Source organism: Terrabacter sp. RAF57, assembly GCF_052113925.1.
Classification (GTDB): domain Bacteria; phylum Actinomycetota; class Actinomycetes; order Actinomycetales; family Dermatophilaceae; genus Terrabacter.
In genome coordinates this window covers 1-20,698 of the sequence record NZ_JBFRDT010000002.1, presented here as the reverse complement: position 1 = coordinate 20,698, position 20,698 = coordinate 1, and the positions used below count along the sequence as shown (strand labels likewise).

The window sequence follows — 20,698 nt, the reverse complement described above, 5'->3', positions numbered from 1 at the left end:
ACGCATGTTCGATGGCGCGGCGATGGTGACGGCGGAGGGTCTGGAGGCGCTCGTGTCGGCGCTGTCGCGGGTCGGGTCAGACGGGGACTCGGACCAGGAGCGGGTCGACCAGCTCGCCGTCCTCGAGCGTGTGAAGTCCGCGGCGGCGGCGGCCCAGGTGCGGGTGACGGCGGCCTTCGTCGAGTCCCAGGCGCAGGTCGCACAGGCTTGGCTCGACCGGGCGCGGGAGTGCTCCGACGCCAGGGACTTCGACGGGTGGCGCGCCGCGCGGGGGCAGGCCCGCGCCGCGTCGTTCGACGACGAGGGTGCGGCGAACGGGCAGCCATCGACCCGGTTGCGCAGGCGAGGTTCGTCGGGTCTGACGGGGGTCGCGGCGCAGGTCGCCCTGGCCCGGCACGAGTCACCCGTCCGCGGCGCGCAGCACGTGCGGCTGGCGCTCGCCCTGACCACGGAGATGCCGTGCACGCTCGCCGCGCTCGAGGCAGGTGAGGTCAGTGAGTGGCGCGCGCAGGTCATCGTCACCGAGACCGCGACCCTGACGAGCGAGCAGCGCACCCTCGTGGACGCCGAGGTCGTCGGGCCAGTAGGTGACGCCGGCGACGCCCGGGACGTCGGCGAGCAGATCGGTGCCCTGGGCGACCGTGAGCTCGCCCGTCGGGTCCGCGCCGCCGCGTACCGCGTCGACGCTGCCTCGGTCATGGCCCGGGCGGCGAGGGCGGAGGCCGAGCGGCGGGTCACGATCCGCCCCGCCCCCGACACGATGGCCTACGTCACTGCTCTGCTCCCCGTCGCGCAGGCCGTTGCCGCGCACGCCGCCCTCACCGCGGCCGCCGATGCCGCCCGAGCCGGCGGCGACGAGCGGGCCAAGGGCCAGGTCATGGCCGACACGTTCGTCACCCGGCTCACCGGGCAGACGGCCGCCGACGCGGTCCCCGTCGAGGTCCAGCTCGTCATGACCGACCGGGCCCTGTTCGCCGGCGACACCACGCCCGCGCAGATCCCCGGCTACGGCACCGTCCCTGCCGTCTGGGCCCGCACGCTGCTCACCCGATCCAGTGACCCGGTGAACGAACGCTCGGTCCCCGCGACGGTGTGGCTACGGCGGCTCTACACCCACCCGGCCACCGGCACTCTCGTCGCGATGGACTCCACCCGCCGCACCTTCGAGGCAGGACTGCGGCGCTACCTCCTGACCCGCGACACCGGCATCTGCCGCACCCCCTGGTGCGACGCCCCCGCCCGACACCTCGACCACATCCACGACCACGCCCAGGGCGGACCCACCACCGACACCAACGGCCAAGGGTTGTGCGTGCGGTGCAACCACACCAAACAGCTCCCCGGCTTCACCGCCGCGACCATCCTCACCCGACAACCCGGCGCACCCCACACGGTGCGCATCACCACCCCGACCGGGCACACCTACACCTCGCAGGCCCCGCCCCTGCTCCCCGGCCAGGGCTGGCGCGCGGTCTCGGCCGAGGTGACGACGTCGATGGCGTCGACGAGCCGGGCGCGCAGCGCCTGACCGCGGACCGAGAAGGCGCGCTGCGCGGCGGCATACTCTGCCTTTCCCTCGGCGGTCTCGATCCGCACCGGCTCGTAGCCGAGCTCACGCATGTCGTACGGCGCCGCCCGCATGTCGAGGGTGCGGATGTCGCGGGCGAGCTCGAAGCAGTCCATGACGAGGTCGCTCGACACGGCCGGAATGAGCTTGTGGCCCACTTGTCGACGTCCATCTACGCGCGAATATCGGATCACCAGCTGTGGGTTGGTCCCGTCCGCATGCCGAAGAGCGGACGTCCTAGCCGTGGACTCGCGGGTGCTCCGACATCTCTCGTGATTGCCAAGGGACAGGCTAGAGCGTTCGCGGCTAGCCGTTCGGCGAGGCCGCCTACAGCTCTTGCGTGCGGAGCCGGAGGGCGTTGCTGATGACGCTGACGGAGGACAGGGCCATCGCCGCTGCTGCGATCATCGGGGAGAGAAGGAGCCCGAAGCTCGGGTAGAGGACACCGGCAGCGAGGGGGATGCCGGCGGCGTTGTAGATGAAGGCGAACACGAGGTTCTGGCGGATGTTCGACATGGTGGCCCTGGACAGCGCCCGGGAGCGGACGATGCCGGTGAGGTCGCCCTTGAGGAGGGTCACTCCGGCGCTCTCGATGGCGACGTCGGTGCCGGTGCTCATGGCGATGCCGACATCGGCCGCGGTCAGGGCGGGTGCGTCGTTGACGCCGTCACCAGCCATCGCGACGACGCGCCCTTCGGCGCGCAGCGCCTGGACGACGTCGCTCTTGTGGTCGGGCAGGACCTCGGCCTCGACGCGGTCGATGCCGAGGCTGCGCGCGACGGCGTTCGCGGTGACCTTGTTGTCGCCGGTGAGCATGACGACGTCAATGCCGTCCGCGCGTAGGTCCTTCAACGCGGCAGCGGTGGTGTCCTTGACCGGGTCGGCGATGGCGAGCACGCCAGCCACGCGACTGTCGATCGCGACGTAGACGGCGCTGGCGCCATCGGCGCGCAGCCGGTCCGCGTCGGCGTCCTTGCTGGCTGTGTCGACGTCATGCCCGGCGAGGAACCGTTGGCTGCCCACGAGGACGCGTCGTCCGTCGACGGTGCCGGTGACGCCCTTGCCGACGGGCGCGTCGAAGTCGGCCACGTCAGGAATGCTCAGCCCGGCGTCGGTGGCGGCGCGGACGATGGCCATCCCGAGGGGGTGCTCGCTGGCGCGTTCGACGGCGGCGGCGAGCCGGAGGAGCTCGTCCTGGTCCGTGCCGTCGGCGGCGGCGACGTGGGTGACCGAGGGGCGGCCCCGGGTCAGGGTGCCGGTCTTGTCAACGACCAGGGTGTCGACCTTCTCCATCCGCTCGAGTGCTTCGGCGTTCTTGATGAGGACGCCGAGGGAGGCGCCGCGGCCGACGCCGACCATGATCGAGACCGGCGTCGCGAGCCCCAGGGCGCAGGGGCAGGCGATGATGAGCACGCTGACGGCGATGACGAGGGCGTGCGCCAGGCGGGGCTCAGGCCCGACGGTCGCCCACACGATGAACGCGACCAGCGCCGTGGCGATGACGACGGGCACGAACACGGCCGACACCGTGTCGGCGAGCCGCTGGATGGGGGCGCGGGAGCGTTGCGCGTCGGCGACCATCTGGACGATGCGGGCGAGCATCGTGTCCCGGCCGACGTTGTCGGCGCGCATGACGATGGACCCGGTCTGGTTGACCGTTCCGCCGATGACGGAGTCGCCTGCCTGCTTGGTGACGGGCATGGACTCGCCGGTGACCATGGACTCGTCGAGGCTCGAGCGGCCGTCCTGGACGGCGCCGTCGACGGGGACGGACTCGCCGGGCCGGACGCGCAGCAGGTCGCCGACCTGGACCTGTTCGAGGCTGACGTCGGCTTCGTTCCCGTCGGGGTCGATCCGGTGTGCGGTCTTTGGGGTGAGGTCGAGCAGGGCGCGGATGGCGCCGGAGGTGCTCTCTCGGGCGCGTAGCTCGAGGACCTGCCCGAGCAGGACGAGTGTGGTGATGACGGCGGCGGCCTCGAAGTAGACGGCGACCGTCCCGTCCATCCGGAAGGACTCTGGGAACAGCTGGGGCGCGACCGTGGCGACCACGCTGAACAGCCACGCGACGCCGGTGCCCATCGCGATGAGGGTGAACATGTTCAGCTTCATCGTCCGGACGGAGGTCCAGCCGCGCTCGAAGAAAGGCCACCCGGCCCAGAGCACGACGGGGGTCGCCAGGACGAGCTGCCCCCAGGTGGCCACCGAGGCAGGGATGGCGTCGTTCAAGGCGGGGATGAGGTCGCGCCCCATCGAGAGGACGAGCACCGGGATGGTGAGGGCGACGGCGACCTTGAACCGGCGGGTCATGTCGGCGAGCTCGGGGTTGGGGCCGCTGTCTGCGGTCACGGAGACCGGCTCGAGGGCCATCCCGCAGATCGGGCAGGTGCCCGGGCCGGGCTGACGGATCTCGGGGTGCATCGGGCAGGTCCACTCGGTGACGTCGCTGGGGGCCGCTGCGGTACCGGCGGGGTCCTCACGGTCGTGATGGTCGTGCTCTCGATGATCGTGACCGGAGCCTGCATGTCCTGCCGGGCCGGTCAGGTAGGCGTCCGGGCGCGCCTCGAACCTCGCGCGGCAGCCGGGGGAGCAGAAGTAGTAGTCGTGGCCGTCCCGCTCGAGGTGGTGCTCGCTGGTAGCGGGGTCGACGTCCATGCCGCAGACGGGGTCCTGCACCAACGAGCCCGTCGGGGAGATCGAGTGCTCGCTGTGCGTGTCCATGTTCTCATGATACCCCCATGGGGTATATGTGCAAGGGTGTGATGAGCCTTGGGGCGCCCAGCGGTCCTCTCGCCGGAGTTGAGACGGGCCGGGCCCGACACCGGAGCGGGCGACGGCCATACGAGCCACCGCCCCGATGGAGCGAACTGTTCTGGCCCCGACGAGGCGCCGAGTCCGTTGTGACGCCCTGTTCGCCGATGGGCACGTACAACAAGACGTCGATGTGGACGCAGCACTCGACGGACGGCGCTACCCAGCCGACGCGTGGGCCACCCGCCAAGCGGCCGAAGCTACATGTCCCGAAGTCGGCCGCGGCGAATGGGTGGAGTACGCCACGGGTCGAGTTCTCGAAGGCCGCCCGCGGGCTGAATGAAACGTCCTGTCTTGCCGCGCTTTCGGTCAGCTCGAGGTTCGGGAGATCTGAAGCGTGAGCTCGATGGCGTCGACGAGCCGGGCGCGCAGCGCCTGACCGCGGACCGAGAAGGCGCGCTGCGCGGCGGCATACTCTGCCTTTCCCTCGGCGGTCTCGATCCGCACCGGCTCGTAGCCGAGCTCACGCAGGTCGTACGGCGCCGCCCGCATGTCGAGGGTGCGGATGTCGCGGGCCAGCTCGAAGCAGTCCATGACGAGGTCGCTCGACACGGCCGGCACGAGCTTGTGGGCCCACTTGTAGAGGTCCATCCCGGCGTGGAGGCACCCCGGCTGCTCGAGGGCCGTCTGGCTCTCACGGGTCGGCGTCAACACGTTGAGTGGAGCGGCCTCGGGGGTGAAGAAGCGGTACGCGTCGAAGTGCGAGCAGGCGACCTGGTGGCTCTCCACCACGGCGTCGGTCCCGGCGCCGCCGAGCCGCAGGGGCCATCCCGTGTGCCGCACGTCGGTCGGGTCGAGCCGGTAGACCATGGCCCACTCGTGCAGCCCGAAGCAGCCGAACCGCGCCGGTCGACCTGCCGTGCGCACGAGCAGCTCGCGGACGAAGCGCAGCGTGTCGCTGCGGGCGGCCGTGAAGGCCTCGACGTCCACCCCGACGACGTCGCGGTCGACCTCGTAGAAGCGCCAGTCGACCTGCGGCGCGCGCGCTGCCCCCACGAGGGACGTGCCGGCCCCGGGGTGCCAACGGCGCAGCTGTGCCGGCTTGAACGAGTAGTAGGTGAAGAGGAAGTCCTCGACCGGGTGCTTGCGGTGGTCGCGTCGTCGAGCCAGGTGCGCGGAGGTCGCGGCGTCGACACGCTCCTCGTGCGCCGCCGTCCGCTCGCGCCACTCCGGCTCGCTCATCACCTGCACCCCACGAGGGTAGGCGAGTCGCGGCCCCGAACCCCACCGCGCACCCGCGACCCGAGGGCAGGATGGCCTCATGGCACCGGACGCGGAGCGACCCACCCACCTGCTGCACCGGCTGACCTCCTACACCCCGGAGCGGGAGTGGACCGAGGTCCCCGACGACGACCGGCTCGTGCAGGACCTCGTGCCCAACGACGTGACGCGGCGGCCCCGGTCCTACAAGCGCTACGACGACGACCTGCGACGAGTCCTCCTGCCGCCCGACCTCCCCGCGTCGTCGTCGGCGGCCACCGCGGTGCTCGCCGGCACGGCGACGGTCGCGCCGAGCCGTCTCGACCTCCCCGGCCTGGCCCGTCTGCTCTTCCTGTCGTCCGGCGTCACCCGGCGCACGGCGCGCCCCGACGGCGGGGTCATGCTCTTCCGCGCGGCCGGCTCGGCCGGGGCGCGCTTCCCGCTCGAGCTCTACGTCGCCGTGCCGCGCGGGGCGGGCGTCGAGGGGCTCGAGCCGGGCCTGCACTGGTACGACCCCGAGGCCCACGCCCTCGTCGTCCTCGGCCCCGCGCCGTCGGGCGACGCCGTGACCGTCGTCGTGACGGGGGTGCCGTGGCGCACCGGCTGGCGCTACCGCGAGCGCGGATTCCGCCACATCTACTGGGACGCCGGCACCATGCTGGCCCAGACGCTCGCCCTCGCCGACGCGGCAGGCCTGACAGCACGGCTCTTCACGACCTTCCCCGATGCCGAGGTGGCCGCCCTCGTCGGCGCCGACCGCGTGCACGAGTTCCCGGTCGCCCTCGTGGCCCTCGGTCCCGGCGACCCGGCCGTGCACCTGACGGGCGACCCGATGTCGGGCCACCACGACGCCGACGGTCTCGAGTTCCCGCTCGTGACGGCCGCCCAACGTGCGGGGGAGCAGCGCGGCCTCGGCGCCGAGCTCGAGCGCGGGGCTCCGGTCGCGCTCACCGCCGAGGGCGGACCCAGCACCGATGCCGTCGTCGTCAGCAAGGGGTCGATCCGCCGGCTCCACCCCGACCGGTCGCTCCCGCGCCACGTGCTCGTCGACGCCATGAGCGCCTCGCTGCGCGGCATCGACGTCCCGCACTGGCTCGGCGTCAGCGGCGTCGATGACGTGCCCACCGGCATCCACCGGTGGCCCGACCTCTCGTCGCCCGTGCGCCCCCTCGACGAGCGGTCCGTCCGCGACGAGCTCTTCGCGGCCGCCCTCGAGCAGGGCCTCGCCGGCGACGCCGCCTTCGTCGCCATGAGCGGCGCGCCACTGGACGACCTCGACGACCACGCCTATCGCGAGGCGCAGCTGCTTGCCGGCGTCGCGGAGGGCCGCCTGCACCTCATGGCGTACGCGTTGGGCGCGGCTGCGTCGGGCATGACCTTCCGCGACTCCGACCTCGCACACCTCCTCGGGACGGACGTGGCCGGTCTGCTGTGGACGTGCGTCGGCGTGCCGGAGTACCGCACCCGGCCCAGCGGGCAGCCCGGGTCGCCGGCGGACGTCACGATCGTCTGGCCGCGCTGACCGCCCTCCGCGGGGGAGTGCCACCCGTCGTAGGGTGGGCGCGTGCGCATCGCGAGGTTCACGACCGGGGACGACCCGGCATACGGCATCGTCCAGGGCGACCCCGGCAGCGAGGTGATCACGCCGCTGTCCGGCGACCCGCTCTACATCGGCCTCCAGCCGACCGGACAGCCGCCCGTCATGCTCGACGACGTGCGCCTGCTCGCACCCGTCATCCCGCGCTCCAAGATCGTCGCGATCGGCAAGAACTACGCCGACCACGCCAAGGAGATGGGCGGCGAGGCGCCGGCCGAACCGATGATGTTCTTCAAGCCCAACACCGCCGTCGTCGGTCCGTTCGACCCCGTCGTGCTCCCGACCGGCAGCAGCGAGATCTCCTACGAGGGGGAGCTCGCGGTCGTCATCAAGACCATCACCAAGGGCGTCAAGGCCAAGGATGCGGCCGAGTGCATCTACGGCTACACCATCGCCAACGACGTCACGGCCCGGGACTGGCAGCGCAGCGACGGCCAGTGGGCCCGCGCCAAGGGCTTCGACACGAGCTGCCCGCTCGGCCCGTGGGTCGAGACCGAGCTCGACCCCGCCGACCTCTCGATCGTCACGACGCTCGACGGCGACGTGAAGCAGGACGGCACGACCGCCGACATGATCCACGGCATCGCGACGATCATCGAGTACGCCTCGGCGGCCTTCACGCTGCTGCCCGGTGACGTCATCCTCACCGGCACGCCGGCCGGCGTCGGGCTCGTCGAGGCGGGTCAGCAGGTCACCGTCGAGATCGCCGGCATCGGGGCGTTGACCAACACCTTCGTGCGTCGCTGACCCTTTCGGGCTCCCACTAGGCTGGGCCGCACCATGAGCGAGAACACGACCAGCACAGGTATGCCGTCTTCCCCCGCCAGCGACGCCGGCGGGCACGTCGAGATCCGCACCGAGGAGCGCGTCCGCGTCTCGACCTCGGACGGCTCCGGTCCGGTGCGCACTCGCGTCGCCCCGAGCCCGACCGGTGACCCGCACGTCGGCACGGCCTACATGTCGCTCTTCAACCTCGCCTTCACCCGGCAGCAGGGCGGCCAGTTCGTCCTGCGCGTCGAGGACACCGACCGCGCGCGCTTCCGTGAGGACTCCGAGGCCCAGCTCTACGACACCCTCGCGTGGCTCGGGCTGCACTGGGACGAGGGCCCGGACATCGGTGGGCCCTTCGCGCCGTACCGCCAGTCCGAGCGTCTCGAGACGTACCGGCCCTACGTCGAGCGCCTCCTCGAAGACGGCCACGCGTACTACTGCTGGTGCTCCAAGGAGCGTCTCGACCAGATGCGCGAGATCCAGCAGAAGACGAAGCAGCCGACCGGCTACGACCGCCTCTGCGTCGGCAAGACGCGTGAGGAGCGCGCCGCGCTGCCCGGCTTCAGCGAGACGCCGGTCGTGCGCATGCTCGTCCCCGACGACGTGCCGCTCGTCTTCGACGACGTCATCCGCGGCAAGGTGTCGGCGCCGCGCCCCGACGACCAGGTGATCCTCAAGGCCGACGGGTTCCCGACCTACCACCTCGCTGTCGTCGTCGACGACCACCTCATGGGCATCACCCACGTGGTGCGCGGCGAGGAATGGATCAGCTCGACGCCGAAGCACGTCCTGCTCTACCGCTGGCTCGGGCTCGAGCCGCCGGCGTTCGCGCACATGCCGTTGCTGCGCAACACCGACAAGTCCAAGATCTCCAAGCGCAAGAACCCCGCCGCCCGTCTCACGTGGTTCCGAGAGCAGGGCTACCTGCCCGAGGCGCTCGTGAACTTCCTTGCGCTGCTGGCCTACCCGCCCCAGCAGGACGCCGAAGGTGCCGACGTCGAGGTCTTCACCTTCGACGCGTTCAGCCGCACGTTCGACTGGGCCAAGGTCAACCCGATCGGCCCGATCTTCGACCTCAAGAAGCTCGACTGGCTCAACGGCGTCTACATCCGGTCGCTCGAGGTGGGCGAGTTCGCAAGCCGGCTGCTGCCCTACCTCGTCGCCGACGGCGTGCTCGGCGAGACGCAGTCGCTCGGTGAGCTGGCGCGCCTCAAGTCCGTGGCGGAGCTCATCCAGACCCGCATGGCCCTGCTCACCGAGGCGCCGGCACTCGTGCGTCCGTTCTTCGTCGGTGACGACCAGCTCGTCATCGACGAGGACGCGCGTGCCCAGCTCAAGGACGACGCGCCGGCCGTGCTCGACGCGGCGCTCAACGTGCTCGGCGACATCGACGACCACGGCACCGGCGTCCTCGGCACGGGCAGCCCGTGGAACGCCGCGGGCATCGAGGAGGCGCTGCGCGCCGCGATCGTCGACGGGCTCGGCATCAAGCCGCGCCTCGCCTTCGGCCCGCTGCGCACGGCCGTCTCGGGCGCCCGCATCTCGCCGCCGCTCTTCGAGTCGATGGAGATCCTCGGCAAGACCTCGACCCTGAGCCGCCTCCGGTCGCTGCGCGACTCGCTCTGAGGACACCGGGGTGAAGGGCGTGGGGGGCTGGTCCTGGCCGCTGCACGGCATCCGGCTGCACACGGCCGACCTCGACCTGACGGTCATGACCGAGGCGGACCTGCCGACGTTGTGGGCCCTGCTGCCCGACGACCTCGAGCTCAACCCGCACGCGACGACGTATGCCGGCCTCGACGTCCCGGCGAACCGTCGGGCCGTCCTCGCGCAGGGCTACTGGCGCGCCCTCGGGATGTGGTCGCCCGACGACTGGGCGCTGCCCTTCGTCGTCCGTTCGGCGGGCGCCGTCGTGGGCGCCCAGTGGCTCGAGGGGCCCGACTGGCGCTCCGACCGCACCGTCGACTCCTCGTCCTGGCTCGTCGCCGGGGCGCGGGGGAGGGGGCTCGGAAGGCAGATGCGGGCCGCGGTGCTCGCCCTCGCCTTCGGCCCGTTGGGGGCCGAGTCGGCGATCAGCTCGGCCGTGGTCGACAACGCGCCGTCGCTCGGCGTCTCACGCTCCCTCGGCTACCGCGACACCCACCGTTCGGTGCTCGAGCACTCGGGGCAGACGCTGCAGCACGTGCGTCTCGACCGGGCGACGTGGGACGCCTCGGGCCGGTCGCGGCACGTCGTCGTCGAGGGTGTCGACCCGGCCCTGCCCCTCTTCGGCCTCGTCCCGTGACAGGAGTCCACTCGTGAACCCGCCCACCCTCGCCGCCGTCCTCGACGGCGTGCGCGCCGTGCTGCTCGACGTCGACGACACCATCGTCGACACGCAGGAGGCGATGGTCGCCGCCGGGACCGAGGCGGCCGCCGCGATCTGGCCGTACCGCTCGGGCGTCGACCACCGTGCCATGGCGCAGCGCTACTACGACGACCCGGAGCGCTGGTTCCCGCGCTACGCCTCCGGCGACGTCCCGTTCGACACGATGAGGTCGGGTCGGCTCGCCGAGGTCGCCGTGGCCTTCGGCCTCGAGGTTCCCGACGGCGCCCACCGGTCCTTCGAGGACGCGTACGCCCCGGCCTTCCGCAGCGCCCAGCGACTCTTCCCCGACGTGCCGGGACTGCTGTCCGCCGCCGGGCAGGAGGGACTCCCCGTCGCGCTGCTGACGAACTCCGCGCACGCGCCGACCCGCGTCAAGCTCGAGGCCCTCGACCTCGCCGAGCGCTTCGAGGTCGTGGTGACGACCGACACCCTCGGCTTCGGCAAGCCCGACCCGCGCGTCTACCTCGAGGCGTGCCGGCTCGTCGGTGCCGAGCCCCACCGGGTGGTCTGCATCGGCGACAGCATCGAGTGGGACGTGCTCGGGGCCCAGGCTGCCGGCCTGCGTGCCGTCTGGCTCGATCGAGCGGGTCTCGGGACGAGCGAGCCGGTCGCCACCGTGCGCGGTCTGGACGAGGTCGCGGCCGCGCTCGACCGCCGATTTGGGCCACCGCTCACGGACCGGTAGTATTCCCATTCGGTTCACCCCGTACCGGCCGCGAGGCAGGCTCGGAGTGAAACCCCTTGGGGTATGGTGTAATTGGCAACACTACGGTTTCTGGTTCCGTCATTCTAGGTTCGAGTCCTGGTACCCCAGCTCTGGTTCACGGCAACGTGAGCCGATTCGGAGAAATCCAGCCTTCACGGTAAGGTTTCTTCTCGTGCCGAGTCCGCTCGGCACCGCTCACGGCCCCGTTGTGTAGCGGCCTAGCACGCCGCCCTCTCAAGGCGGTAGCGCGGGTTCGAATCCCGTCGGGGCTACGTGATGCTCGGGAGAGAGCACAAGAAGACCCCGGTCCACACGGACCGGGGTCTTCTTGCATGTCAGGGTGGCCCTACAAGGACACCTGAGCCTCGTCCCTGCGTGACTGGAGCCCGGCGCGGGCGAGGTCACGCAGGGAGGCGCCGGGGAGGTACGCCGAGGTCAGGGCGAGTCCGATGCGCGGCAGGGCGGCCTCGTCGGCGAAGACGAGGTAGACCGGCTCGTGCCGGGGCCGGAACTTCTGCTTGAAGCTGTCGAGCGACCGGAAGCCGTACAGGGGTTCCATGGCCTCTCCGAGCTGGTCGAGCAGTCGCTCGAGCGCGGCCCGCTCGGCCGTCCCGTCGCCGGATTGCGCGAGTGGCGCTCCTGAGAGCGACACGAACGACGCACCCTGCTCACGGAAGGACAGGCAGGCGCTCGCGATGAGGAACTCGGTCACCGGCCGGAAGCCGTCCGGGAGGCGCCGCATGACGTCGAGCGTCCACCCGCGGACCTCGCCGCCGGCGGAGTGGACGGGCAGCCACGAGGTCACGCCGTGGACCGTCATGTCGGCGTCGACGGCCAGCCCGACCCTCGTGTCGGGGTCGAGTGCCTCGTCGACGCCCCCGAGCGTGAAGCCCATCTCGGGCAGTCCCTTGTCCGAGACCCAGAGCTCGGAGATGGCGCGCACCTGGGTCAGCAGGCCGCGGGGCATCTCGGCGAGCTGCCCCTCGCGGTAGGTGATCCCGTCCTTCGTCGCGCGGTTGAGGGCCGTGCGGACGCTCTGCCAGGACTTGCCCTTGAACTCGAGGTCGGGCAGGTCGATGATCGCCTCCTCGGCCACGAGCACGTCGCGCCGGCCGTGGGCACGCCCCCAGTCGGCGACCTCCTGCGTGACGGAGAAGAAGCACACCATGAGCCCGTGCGTCTCCTGCTCGTCGACGAAACCCTGGAGCACGTCAGCGCGCGTCGCGGCGTCCGCACCGACGGGGTCGCCGAGGGCGATGGCCGTGCCCCGGTGCACCTGGAAGGCGACGTAGCCGACCGGTGCACCCGACGGGTCGCGGTGGACGTACCAGTGGTTGTCGGGCCAGGTGCCCATCCACGCCATCGTCGACCCTCCGTGCTCCTTGAGCAGGGCCACTGCGGTGTCCCGGTCGCTCGCCCCGGTCGCGAGCTCCCTGCGCCGCTTCCGTCGTGACCGCGCCTGGAAGGCCGACCGCCCGAGCACGAGGACGGCGAGCTGGAGCAGCGTGATGACCACGGTGACGACGAGCTCGGGGATGGAGGTCGCGACCTGTCCGTCGCCGTTGAGCTGGTCGGGTGCCACGACCTCGACGACGATGAGCAGGGACTGGGCCAGCAGGGAGAGGGTCGCGAGCCCGCCGGCGAGGAACCACACCCGACGCGAGCCGCGCCGCAGGCCGTCGGCGAGCAGGAGCGAGATGGCTGCGCTGATGAGGACGCTGAAGGCGTCCGTGTCGTCGGAGGTCGCCCCGAGCGGCCCGTCCGACGGCGTGAAGTAGAGCAGGATCTGGACCAGCGCGCTGACGAGGTAGAAGGCTGACGACACGACCCGCCACTCGTGCCGGCTGAAGCGAGGCAGCGCGAGCGACGGTCGGCGGCCGAGCAGGACCGGCCCGAGCGCGAGCCCGACCGAGATGCCGATGGCGTGCTCGAGGTCCCAGAGACGTCCGACGTAGAGGAGTGCGACGACGGCGTAGAGGGACAGGACCGCTCTGAGGCGACCGCGCCACGGCGGGGTCAAGGTCGCGCTCGCCGCGGCGACCGCTCCGAGGGCACCGGCGCTGAACCCTGCGTCCAGCTCTGCCGCGAGCCGGGCGGCCCACTCCCAGCCGGTGCCGTCGACGACGAGCAGGAACAGCGAGGCCAGCAGGACGCCGGCCAGGTGGGTCGATGTCGCGGCGACGGCGACCCGACGGGTGCCCAGACGCCACTCCGACCAGCCGACCATGAGCAGGGCTCCGCCGGCCACGGGAAGGTACTGCGACGGGGTGAGGGCGAAGAAGGCGCCGGTGACCGGTGTCCACCAACGGCCGTCCTGGAGAGCCGGGAGACCGTACGCCACGTGGTTGACGAGGTCCCGGTCCTCGAGCGCGTTCCACATCGTGCCGGTTGCCAGTGCCAGCACGAGCATGGTGCCGACGACCACGATCGTGAAGGGCAGGCGGCGGGCGAGGGCGGTCGCCCGGGCCGTCGGACCGGGGTCCGGTGCGTCGTCGGGGTCGTTCGAAGCTGTCGTCACGCGCGCGGCCCCTTCCCGGGTCTCCGGTCCGCGGTGGACCTGTTGCGATGCTAGTGCGCGGTGCTGGCGGAGGGGGCGGCCGTCGTGCCGGTGCCGCCGAGTCGTCGGGCACTGACCGACTCCTGCCCCACACGTCTCAGGGCGAGCAGCACCGGGGCGGTCAGGACGGTGCCGACGATCGCGTGGCGCACGGCCTCCTCGGGCGGGGCGGTGGGCCAGAGCAGGCGCGACGTCGGTCTCGGCGACCGAGAGCATGGCCCGGTGCCACGTGTCGAGCGTCGCGTCGTCGACGCTCCACCCTCCGGCGGCAGCGGCGGGTGAGCGCCTGGGCGAGCTTGAGACCGGCGGCGAGTGCTCACACCCCGGCGGCCCGAGGGCGCGCACCCGCTCGGGCGACTCCGGCGTGACGTCCCCTGTGGCCCCCGGGTGACGTGGGGGCGCAGGGCCCCGTGCGCGGCCCCGAGGGGCTCGTGCCGGCTTGCGGGTGGCTCGTCGAGGGCATGGACGACCTCGCGTACCCGGTCGATCGAGGGCCGGCCCCCGTCGACGAGGGTGCGCACGAGGCGGACCCGCTCGACGTGGCTCTCGTCGTAGGAGGCGCGGGTGGCCCCTGGGCGCGTGTCGTGAGCGGTTTCGTCCCCACGAGCCACACCCACGACGGCGAGCTCGCCGTCGTCCTCATCGGCATGCGGGTCAACCACCCGTGGCGCCCCGACCTCTGGGGTCCGGTGTTCGCCGCGATGCCGGGCATGATCAGCGAGCTGTAGGCCGCCGAGGCCGCCGCCGCACGCGGGGACGGGCCCGACCTCGGTTTCCTCGACGGCCTTCTACCGTGGGAGCCGAAGGGCGACCGGCGCCGTCGGCATCTGGCACGAGACGTATGCCGTCCCGGCCGGTGGGCACGAGAGCCTCCACGTCGGGATGCCGCCGACCGGGCTCGGCAAGGCCTTCGGCCTGCCCGAGGACCGCAGCCGTCGACGGCACGCCCGGATCGGCCGGAGCGAGGTCGCCGCCGGCAGCGCCGTGCCGGAGGGCGCCGTCAGCTGAGCTCGCGCAGGCCGGGCAGCACGTCGGCCGAGAACTGCTCGAGGAACCGGCCCTGGTCGTGGCCGGGCGCGTGGAAGACGACGTGGTTGAAACCCCAGTCGACGTACTGGCGCACCGCGTCGACGGCCTCGGCCGGGTCGCTCGTGACGATCCAGCGCTTGGCGATCTCCTCGTCGGACAGCTCGTCGGCCAATCGTTCCATCTCGACCGGGTCCTCGACGCCGTGCTTCTGCTCGGCGCTGAGCGACAGGGGCGCCCAGAAGCGCACGTTGTGCAGCGCCTGGTCGGGGTCACGGTCGTAGGAGAGCTTGATCTCGATCATCCGGTCGATGTCGTCACGCGTGCGCCCCGACGTGGCCAGACCCTCGTCGACGGCGGGCAGCAGCTTGTCCTCGTAGAGCTCGCGGCCCTTCCCGGAGGTGCAGATGAACCCGTCACCCGACCGGCCGGCATACCTCGCGACGAGCGGACCGCCGGCCGCGACGTAGACGGGGATGGGCTGCTCGGGGCGGTCGTAGACCGTCGCCGCGTGCGTCCGGTAGTAGTCGCCCTCGAAGTCGACACGCTCCTCGGTCCACAGCTTCCGCATGAGCGTCACGGCCTCGCGCAGCCGCGCGAAGCGCTCCTTGAACTCCGGCCACGGCGAGCCCGCGGCACCGACGGCCACCTCGTTGAGGGCTTCGCCCGTGCCGATGCCGAGGACGATGCGTCCGGGGTTGAGGGCTCCCAGCGTGCCGAAGGCCTGCGCCACGACGGCCGGGTTGTAGCGGAACGTCGGGGTCATGACCGACGTGCCGAGCTGGATCCGCTCGGTGCGCTCGCCCGCGGCCGCGAGCCAGCTCATCGCGAAGGGGGCGTGACCCTGCTGGTGCCGCCAGGGCTGGAAGTGGTCGGAGATGAAGGCCGAGTCGAGCCCGACCTGCTCGGCCTGCGTGGCCAACGTGACGAGGTCGCGCGGACCGAACTGCTCCGCGGACGCCTTCCAACCAACCTTGAGCACACCGACTCCTTCGGGCCGTGGGGGAGTGACCTCCGTCAGCCTACGTCGGGGTGCAGAGGGGCCGTGGGGCCGTCACCAGTGGACGACGACCTGGTCGCCGATCCGCACCTCTCCGTAGAGCTGGATGAGCAGCGGCTTGTTGCGGACGTTGACGCAGCCGTGCGAGGCGCCGGCGTAGCCGAGGCGGGCGAAGTTCGAGGAGTAGTGCACGGCCTGGCCGCCGGAGAAGAACATCGAGTACGGCATGGGCGTGTGGTAGAGGTTCGAGATGACGTCGACCTTCTTCTTGTAGACGGAGAAGACGCCCTCGCGGGTGGGCAGCTCGTCGCTGCCGAACCGCACGTCGAAGCCGTACTGCGGCACGCCGTCGACGACCCAGGTGAGGTGCTTCGTCGACTTGCTGACGCACATGACACGACCGGTCATGCAACGCTCGTCGACGTCCCACGAGACGGACGCGGGGCTGGGCTCGACGGGCTTCGGCTTGACGTTGGCGAGCTCGTCGGTCGTCGGTCGGTGCGTCATCGACACGAGGCGGTCCCACGTGCGCTCGTCGAGCGTGCCGGTCGCGTCGAAGCCGCGCTTGGCCTGGAAGCCGCGGACTGCGGCGGTCGTCTTGCTGCCGTAGCGGTCGCTGACGTCGCCGTCGAACCAGCTCAGCTGTCGCAGTCGGGCCTGCAGGGAGCGCACCTTCGGGCCGGTGTCGCCGGCTCGGAGCATGATGACCGGTGCCGGCTCGGGCTCAGCCGTCGCGGAGGGAGTGGGTTTGGGGGGCTGCGTCGGCCGCGCTGGCGTCTGCTGCGTGGGCGTCGGCGGAGCGCTGGTCGGCCGCGTGACCGTGGACGGGGCGACCGGCGGCGTCTCGACCGCGGCGCCAGTGGGGGTCTCGGTCGTGGGTGCCGGAGTGCCGGACGATCCGGACGTCGCGGTCTGGCCGACGTGCGTGGCGGCAGCCCCGACCGTCTGTTCCGGGCTGCAGGCCGTCGTCGCGGCGACGAGGGCCGCGAGGCCGCCGAGCACGAGGGCGCGGCGCAGGTCGCCGGTGGCCCGGAGCGGTGAGGTGGCTGTCTGCATCGTGACCCCTTGTCTGAACGCGACGTGCCGTGCGTCGGTGCACTGCACTGAGGGTGACGCGACGACGCCCGGAATGGTTGTCCGAGTCGGGGTGTCGATCCGGATCGTGACCGATCTGTTGTGCACGGCCTGCCATCCCCGACGCCGTTGTCGGGAGGCGGCCGGGAGCCGACGGGGTCAGGCGTTGTGCTGCTGCTGCTGCTGCATGGCGTGGTGGCGCCGCAGCACCTCGGTCAGCTTGTTGGCCCCGGCGACGACCGTGGCGGCGTGCAGCCGACCGGGCTGGCGCGAAAGGCGCTCGATGGGCCCGGAGATGGACACCGCGGCGACGACGCGACCCGACGGGCCGCGTACCGGCGCCGACACCGACGCGACGCCCGCCTCGCGCTCGGCGACGCTTTGGGCCCAGCCGCGACGGCGCACTCCGGACAGCGCAGTGGCCGTGAAGGCCGCACCCTGCAGGCCGCGGTGGAGCCGGTCGGGCTCCTCCCAGGCGAGCAGGACCTGCGCGGCGGAGCCGGCGAGCATCGAGAGCGTCGCGCCGACCGGGATCGAGTCGCGCAGACCGACGGGCCGCTCGGCCGCGGCGACGCAGATGCGCTGGTCGCCCTGGCGGCGGAAGAGCTGCGCGCTCTCGTTCGTGTGGTCGCGCAGGGCGCCGAGCACCGGACCGGCTGCCGCGAGCAGACGGTCCTCGCCCGCGGCCGAGGCGAGCTCGCCGAGCCGCGGACCGAGCACGAAGCGTCCCTGCATGTCCCGCGACACGAGACGGTGGTGCTCGAGCGCGACGGCCAGACGGTGGGCCGTCGGACGCGCGAGCCCGGTGGCTCCGACGAGTTGGGCGAGGGTGGCCGGACCGGCCTCGAGAGCGCCGAGCACCGTGGCGGCCTTGTCGAGAACACCGACCCCTGAAGAGTTGTCCATGCACTGATACTGACGTCTCAGGCACTGAGACGTCAATCCACCGGGCCCACAAAAGGTTCAGGCTTGCCGAAGAGCGATGTCGCGACCAGGTCCTCGATGGCGCACGCGCTCGACCACCGGAACGCCGCCGCGGAGGGAAGTCAGAGGGAAGTCATGGCAGGGACACTGGCCGAGAAGGTCTGGGACGCACACGTCGTACGTCGCGCCGACGGGGAGCCCGACCTCCTCTACATCGACCTCCACCTCCTCCACGAGGTGACCAGCCCCCAGGCCTTCGACGGGCTGCGGCTCGCCGGTCGGCCCGTGCGCCGCCCCGACCTGACGCTCGCGACCGAGGACCACAACGTCCCCACGACGCCCGGCCCGATCACCGACCCCGTGTCGAAGATCCAGGTCGAGACCCTCCGCCGCAACTGCGAGGAGTTCGGCGTGCGCCTCTATCCGATGGGTGACGCCGACCAGGGCATCGTCCACGTCGTCGGCCCGCAGCTCGGCCTCACGCAGCCGGGCATGACCGTCGTCTGCGGCGACAGTCACACCTCGACGCACGGTGCCTTCGGTGCGCTCGCCTTCGGCATCGGCACCTCGGAGGTCGAGCACGTGCTCGCCACGCAGACGCTGCCCCTCAAGCCCTTCCGCACCCTTGCCGTGAACGTGCGCGGCGAGCTGCCCGATGGCGTCACCGCCAAGGACATCGTCCTGGCCGTCATCGCCAAGATCGGCACCGGCGGTGGCCAGGGCTACGTCATCGAGTACCGCGGCGAGGCCATCGAGGCCCTGTCGATGGAGGCCCGGATGACGGTCTGCAACATGTCCATCGAGGCCGGCGCGCGCGCCGGCATGATCGCGCCCGACCAGACGACGTTCGACTACCTCGAGGGTCGCCCGCACGCCCCGACCGGCGCGGACTGGGACGCTGCGGTGGCCGAGTGGACCTCGCTGCGCACCGACGACGATGCCGTCTTCGACGCCGAGGTCGACCTCGACGCCGCCGAGCTGACCCCCTTCGTCACGTGGGGCACCAACCCCGGCCAGGGTCTGCCGCTCTCGGCGTCGGTGCCCGACCCCGAGGAGTTCGCCGACGAGAGCGACCGCCTCGCCGCCGCCAACGCTCTCGCCTACATGGGCCTCGAGCCCGGCACCCCGCTGCGCGACATCAAGGTCGACACGGTCTTCGTCGGCTCGTGCACCAACGGTCGCATCGAGGACCTGCGCGCGGCGGCCGCCGTCGTCCAGGGTCACCGGGTCGCCGACGGCGTCCGCATGCTCGTCGTCCCCGGGTCGGCCAAGGTGCGCCTCCAGGCCGAGTCCGAGGGGCTCGACAAGGTCTTCACCGAGGCCGGTGCCGAGTGGCGCCTGCCCGGCTGCTCGATGTGCCTCGGCATGAACCCCGACACCCTCGCCCCCGGCGAGCGCAGCGCGTCGACGTCCAACCGCAACTTCGAGGGCCGGCAGGGCAAGGGTGGCCGCACCCACCTCGTCAGCCCGCTCGTGGCGGCAGCGACCGCCGTCCGGGGCACGCTGTCGAGCCCCTCCGACCTCGACAGTGCCAGCTGGGTGCACGGCCAGCTGGCGTCCGCGACGACCGGGGAGGCCTGAGCCATGGATGCGTTCACGACCCACACGGGTATCGGCGTCCCGCTGCGCCGCAGCAACGTCGACACCGACCAGATCATCCCGGCCGAGTACCTCAAGCGCGTGACGCGCACCGGCTTCGAGGACGGCCTCTTCGCCGCCTGGCGCAAGGACGACTCGTTCGTCCTCAACAACCCGGTGTATGCCGACGGCTCGGTCCTCGTGGCCGGGCCCGACTTCGGCACGGGCTCGAGTCGCGAGCATGCCGTCTGGGCGCTGATGAACTGGGGTTTCCGGGTCGTCATCAGCTCCCGCTTCGCCGACATCTTCCGCGGGAACAGCGGCAAGCAGGGCCTGCTCACGGCGATCGTGTCCCAGGACGACGTCGAGCTGATCTGGAAGTACCTCGAGAACAACCCCGGTGCCGAGATCTCGGTCGACCTCGTGGGTCGCACGGTCCACGCCGGAGAGATCGTCGCACCCTTCGAGATCGACGACTACACGCGCTGGCGCCTCCTCGAGGGCCTCGACGACATCGGGCTGACCCTGCGACACGAGGATCTCGTCGCAGATTTCGAGTCGCACCGGGCGAGCCACAAGCCGGTGACGACTCCCGCCTGACGGCACGCTCCTGCGGCGCCCAGATGGTGCCTGAGAGTGAACGGATCCCCTTGTCTGACAAGGGGATCCGTTCCCGTAAGGGGGCGAATTGGACATGGCTGAGACGTCCCCGAGCGGTCCCAGAACCCGCTCAGAACCCGTCAAACTCCTTGCGACACAACGAAAAACCCACCGACCGGTGATGGACGTGCCTGCCGTGGCGGCCTAACGTCAGGAGGTAGCCGGACCGGTTCCGGACGCACATCGTCGGGTCGCCTGACACCGACAGTCCTCTGGAGGGGAAGACGTGAACAAGGCAGAACTGATCGACGCGCTCGAGGTCAAGCTCGGCAGCAAGAAGGTCGCATCCGACGCGCTGGAGGCGTTCCTCGACGTCGTCATCCGCGAGGTCGCCAAGGGTGGCAAGGTCGGTATCACCGGCTTCGGCACCTTCGAGCGGGCCGACCGGGCCGCACGCACCGGCCGCAACCCCAAGACGGGGGCGACCGTGAGGATCAAGAAGACCCGCGTCCCCAAGTTCCGTTCGGGCACGAACTTCAAGGAGGTCGTGTCGGGCGCCAAGAAGCTCTCCAAGACCGAGTCGGCCGCCTCGCGCGCCTCCGCCGGCACCTCGGTGGCCGCGGCCCCGGCCACGCGGACGACGGCGAAGAAGACCGCCACCAAGGCCGCCCCGGCCAAGGCCGCGGCGAAGAGGACGACGACGAAGGCCGCTGCGACGAAGGCTGCTCCGGCCAAGCGCGCCACGGCGACGAAGGCCGCCCCGGCCAAGGCGGCGGCGAAGAGGACGACGACGAAGGCCGCTGCGACGAAGGCTGCTCCGGCCAAGCGCGCCACGGCGACGAAGGCCGCCCCGGCCAAGGCGGCGGCGAAGAGGACGACGACGAAGGCCGCTGCGACGAAGGCTGCCTGCGACGAAGGCTGC

At 71.7% G+C, this 20,698-nt stretch carries 18 protein-coding genes, 2 tRNA genes and 1 pseudogene; 13 read left to right on the top strand and 8 right to left on the bottom strand.

Annotated elements, in window-relative coordinates; genetic code table 11:
- Positions 1-4 precede the first annotated feature (4 nt).
- Entirely contained in the window at positions 5-1,528 is a 1,524-nt protein-coding gene (locus AB4Y83_RS01940; protein ID WP_442295885.1) for a DUF222 domain-containing protein, read from the top strand.
- Here the strand turns inward: AB4Y83_RS01940 and AB4Y83_RS01935 are convergent.
- The 3 genes and pseudogenes from AB4Y83_RS01935 to AB4Y83_RS01925 form a co-directional block, all read right to left on the bottom strand.
- A pseudogene (locus AB4Y83_RS01935) lies at positions 1,423-1,739 on the bottom strand (hypothetical protein); the annotation flags it as partial. The gene AB4Y83_RS01940 and the pseudogene AB4Y83_RS01935 sit on opposite strands and share 106 nt — an antisense overlap.
- A 155-nt stretch (positions 1,740-1,894) precedes the next feature.
- On the bottom strand, positions 1,895-4,285 hold the full coding sequence (locus AB4Y83_RS01930) for a heavy metal translocating P-type ATPase (protein ID WP_442295884.1): 2,391 nt from the start codon (positions 4,283-4,285) through the stop codon (positions 1,895-1,897).
- Positions 4,286-4,684: 399 nt separating this feature from the next.
- Entirely contained in the window at positions 4,685-5,557 is an 873-nt protein-coding gene (locus tag AB4Y83_RS01925; RefSeq protein ID WP_442295883.1) for a 3-methyladenine DNA glycosylase, read from the bottom strand.
- A 79-nt stretch (positions 5,558-5,636) separates the two neighbouring features.
- Between AB4Y83_RS01925 and AB4Y83_RS01920 the strand changes: the two genes are divergently transcribed.
- The 7 genes from AB4Y83_RS01920 to AB4Y83_RS01890 all read left to right on the top strand — a co-directional run bounded on the left by AB4Y83_RS01920 (position 5,637) and on the right by AB4Y83_RS01890 (position 11,289).
- A complete protein-coding gene (locus AB4Y83_RS01920) occupies positions 5,637-7,097 on the top strand; it encodes a hypothetical protein (protein ID WP_442295882.1) in 1,461 nt (486 codons plus the stop codon).
- A gap of 42 nt (positions 7,098-7,139) precedes the next feature.
- Positions 7,140-7,919 carry a fumarylacetoacetate hydrolase family protein gene (locus AB4Y83_RS01915; RefSeq protein ID WP_442274895.1) on the top strand — a complete coding sequence of 260 codons (780 nt, stop codon included), beginning with the start codon at positions 7,140-7,142 and terminating at the stop codon, positions 7,917-7,919.
- A 210-nt stretch (positions 7,920-8,129) separates the two neighbouring features.
- Positions 8,130-9,569, top strand: coding sequence for a glutamate--tRNA ligase (gene gltX / locus AB4Y83_RS01910; RefSeq protein ID WP_442275369.1), 1,440 nt, complete (start codon positions 8,130-8,132; stop codon positions 9,567-9,569).
- 10 nt (positions 9,570-9,579) lie between these two features.
- Positions 9,580-10,227: a GNAT family N-acetyltransferase gene (locus AB4Y83_RS01905; RefSeq protein ID WP_442274894.1), complete on the top strand. Its 648-nt coding sequence runs from the start codon at positions 9,580-9,582 to the stop codon at positions 10,225-10,227.
- Between the two features lie 13 nt (positions 10,228-10,240).
- Positions 10,241-10,996: an HAD family hydrolase gene (locus AB4Y83_RS01900; protein ID WP_442295881.1), complete on the top strand. Its 756-nt coding sequence runs from the start codon at positions 10,241-10,243 to the stop codon at positions 10,994-10,996.
- 57 nt (positions 10,997-11,053) lie between these two features.
- Positions 11,054-11,125: transfer RNA gene (locus AB4Y83_RS01895), tRNA-Gln, on the top strand.
- A 91-nt stretch (positions 11,126-11,216) separates the two neighbouring features.
- Positions 11,217-11,289, top strand: a tRNA-Glu gene (locus tag AB4Y83_RS01890).
- A gap of 74 nt (positions 11,290-11,363) precedes the next feature.
- Here the strand turns inward: AB4Y83_RS01890 and AB4Y83_RS01885 are convergent.
- The gene (locus AB4Y83_RS01885; RefSeq protein ID WP_442295880.1) at positions 11,364-13,535 is read right to left on the bottom strand and encodes a bifunctional lysylphosphatidylglycerol flippase/synthetase MprF; all 2,172 of its coding nucleotides are present in this window, start codon (positions 13,533-13,535) and stop codon (positions 11,364-11,366) included.
- A 50-nt stretch (positions 13,536-13,585) separates the two neighbouring features.
- Positions 13,586-13,726, bottom strand: coding sequence for a hypothetical protein (locus tag AB4Y83_RS01880; RefSeq protein ID WP_442274891.1), 141 nt, complete (start codon positions 13,724-13,726; stop codon positions 13,586-13,588).
- A gap of 258 nt (positions 13,727-13,984) precedes the next feature.
- Between AB4Y83_RS01880 and AB4Y83_RS01875 the strand changes: the two genes are divergently transcribed.
- Both AB4Y83_RS01875 and AB4Y83_RS01870 read left to right on the top strand, forming a co-directional pair.
- The gene (locus AB4Y83_RS01875; protein ID WP_442274890.1) at positions 13,985-14,302 is read left to right on the top strand and encodes a monooxygenase family protein; all 318 of its coding nucleotides are present in this window, start codon (positions 13,985-13,987) and stop codon (positions 14,300-14,302) included.
- A 154-nt stretch (positions 14,303-14,456) separates the two neighbouring features.
- Positions 14,457-14,582 carry a hypothetical protein gene (locus AB4Y83_RS01870; protein ID WP_442274889.1) on the top strand — a complete coding sequence of 42 codons (126 nt, stop codon included), beginning with the start codon at positions 14,457-14,459 and terminating at the stop codon, positions 14,580-14,582.
- On the opposite strand, the gene fgd is transcribed toward AB4Y83_RS01870, so the two are convergent.
- The 3 genes from fgd to AB4Y83_RS01855 form a co-directional block, all read right to left on the bottom strand.
- Entirely contained in the window at positions 14,575-15,582 is a 1,008-nt protein-coding gene (gene fgd, locus AB4Y83_RS01865) for a glucose-6-phosphate dehydrogenase (coenzyme-F420) (protein ID WP_442274888.1), read from the bottom strand. The two genes, AB4Y83_RS01870 and fgd, sit on opposite strands and share 8 nt — an antisense overlap.
- Before the next feature lie 72 nt (positions 15,583-15,654).
- Positions 15,655-16,656 carry a peptidoglycan-binding protein gene (locus AB4Y83_RS01860; RefSeq protein WP_442274887.1) on the bottom strand — a complete coding sequence of 334 codons (1,002 nt, stop codon included), beginning with the start codon at positions 16,654-16,656 and terminating at the stop codon, positions 15,655-15,657.
- A 177-nt stretch (positions 16,657-16,833) separates the two neighbouring features.
- The gene (locus tag AB4Y83_RS01855) at positions 16,834-17,580 is read right to left on the bottom strand and encodes an IclR family transcriptional regulator (protein ID WP_442295879.1); all 747 of its coding nucleotides are present in this window, start codon (positions 17,578-17,580) and stop codon (positions 16,834-16,836) included.
- Positions 17,581-17,733: 153 nt separating this feature from the next.
- Between AB4Y83_RS01855 and leuC the strand changes: the two genes are divergently transcribed.
- From leuC to AB4Y83_RS01840, 3 genes are all read left to right on the top strand, one after another.
- Complete coding sequence (gene leuC, locus AB4Y83_RS01850; protein WP_442274886.1) at positions 17,734-19,179, top strand: 3-isopropylmalate dehydratase large subunit; 1,446 nt, start codon at positions 17,734-17,736, stop codon at positions 19,177-19,179.
- A gap of 3 nt (positions 19,180-19,182) precedes the next feature.
- Positions 19,183-19,776, top strand: coding sequence for a 3-isopropylmalate dehydratase small subunit (gene leuD, locus AB4Y83_RS01845; RefSeq protein ID WP_442274885.1), 594 nt, complete (start codon positions 19,183-19,185; stop codon positions 19,774-19,776).
- 286 nt (positions 19,777-20,062) lie between these two features.
- Positions 20,063-20,698, top strand: a 636-nt coding sequence (locus tag AB4Y83_RS01840) for an HU family DNA-binding protein (RefSeq protein ID WP_442295878.1), incomplete at its 3' end; no start/stop codon positions are given.